The following is a 1,930-nucleotide window of genomic DNA, read 5'->3' as shown; positions in this document are numbered from 1 at the left end:
GAGCGGAGGTTGTGGGTTAGTTCGGGATGCTTGCCAATGGTAGTACCGCCGTCGCCAGTGCCGATGTACAACATTCCGTAATCGGGGTCGCCCTTTCTCAGACCCGGCGTGAAACCGATGTCCTGGGTACCGTGGCTGGCACCCGGTACATTGATGCGCAGCATTTCCCGATGCTCGCCTGCAAAAACGGACGCGTTTACGTCTTTTACTTTCCATTCCGAAACTATCCACTGCAACTTCAACTGGATGGAATCGGCGTAGGAATAATCAGCGGGCTTACCCGTCGGTTTTTCGGTGTAGGTGATGTAAATCAACCCATTGTCGAGGTACTCGGGATGAAAGGCGAAACTACCCAGACCCGTTCCCAGGCCGGGTTCGGTGGCAAAACTGTCGATCAAAGGCCGAATGTCCAGAAAGGTATTGACTTCGCCATCCTTTATCCGATAGATAATCCCGTTTTGGTCGCTGACAAACTGTGTACCATCGCCCGAGGGATGGACGCGCATGCTGGCGATACGGGTGCGAGCCTTTTCTTTGTCACTGGAAGCAGGCATGGTCACGTATTCCGCCAACTCGATGCGCAACGGGCTGGCCAGAATAGGCGGGGCGAAACGCTTCACCTCCACATCCGCCAATTCTACTTTCAGAGGAGCGATATTTTTAGTTTTCGTCTCATGGTCGATGTAAGCGATGATGGCTTTGATTTCCGATTCCTTCAGATAATCGAAAGCGGGCATCATCAATTTGTATTTGTCAAACTGAGCTACCGCCCTGGGATCTCCCGTTTCAACTACTTTGGCGGGATTTGAGATGAAAGCCAGCAGTTCTTTTTCTGACCACACCCGAGTAATTCCCCCCAGCCGTGGCCCAATTCCCGCATCCTCGATTTCGTGACAAGAAGAGCAGTTGGTATCGAACAATTCTTCGCCGTTCGCTACCGCAGCCACTTGCTCGTCCATCGGCGGCTGGGCAATAGTCGTGCTGGTAGAAACGGTTTTCGTCTTTCCCCCCGCACAATTCAGCAAAATGAAAAAAGACGCAGCAATAGAAATAAAGTACAAAAACTTACGAATCATAAGACGGGAAAGTCAGCGATAAAATAATTCACTCAATCACAATTAATAAGGACGTAGCCCTGACCCGCTTACCCTGTAAAGTAAATCCCTCGACCACGAAACGATAAGACTCAGCGGACTAAACCTGTCACCCGTCGGAATTACCGAAGGGTGACAGGTTTAGTCCAGGTAGCCACACAACGCTGACCGGACGGGTGTTGTTCGGCAGATCGTAGCCCGCCTCGGAGGCTCTTCCCTCTGCCAGGTTCTAGAACAAATGTATTTCCGAACCGGAAAAAGCCTTCTCGCGGTTGACCTTCCACCGCTCGGTTTCGACGACGTTGGCCGCTGTAAAAGGTCTCGTGGCCATTGTACCGGAATGATTATAAATCGTACAGCACCTTATAGCCCAAATAACTATTTTCGATCTCGATAATCTGGTCAGCTCTGGCGGTCAGCGAATTGCCTTTTTCTTCTAGCTCGACTACCCAGAAACTGATAATTTTGCACAGCTTAGCCGCCGGGCTTTCCCCAAAAAACACCTTGCTGAACGTCTCGTACTTCTTCTCTCAGGCTTTCGATGGTTGTCTTCTTCTTCCATTTTGAAAATATACAGGTTTGGCAAATACAGGTTAACTGCTGGATCTAAGAAGAAATATTGCAAAAGACTGATTTTTTTTGAAAAACAGCAGACTAAACGGGTAAAGCTGACATCAGTTCGCTCCGACGCCTTTTTTTTCTTATTTTGCCAAAACATCAAAACTCTCAATCCCCGCTTTCATGGCGAAAAAGAAAAATTCCCTAATTCCCAAAAATATTGAAGGCCGCACCCGCGTGGTCATAGAACACGTTAGCCCCGAAATAAACGAAGGCCA

At 49.1% G+C, this 1,930-nt stretch carries 2 protein-coding genes; both read right to left on the bottom strand.

Going from position 1 to position 1,930, the window contains the following annotated elements; translation table 11 throughout:
• Positions 1-1,076: c-type cytochrome (locus ACEW8P_RS12905; RefSeq protein WP_373513489.1), on the bottom strand; the 1,076-nt coding region annotated here is incomplete at its 3' end.
• 362 nt (positions 1,077-1,438) lie between these two features.
• Positions 1,439-1,597, bottom strand: coding sequence for a hypothetical protein (locus ACEW8P_RS12900; protein WP_373513488.1), 159 nt, complete (start codon positions 1,595-1,597; stop codon positions 1,439-1,441).
• Positions 1,598-1,930 lie beyond the last annotated feature (333 nt).

This window comes from Persicitalea sp., from assembly GCF_041751555.1.
Taxonomy (GTDB): domain Bacteria; phylum Bacteroidota; class Bacteroidia; order Cytophagales; family Spirosomataceae; genus Persicitalea.
Note: the sequence above shows the minus strand (reverse complement) of the source record. Positions and strands in the feature narration are given on the sequence as shown.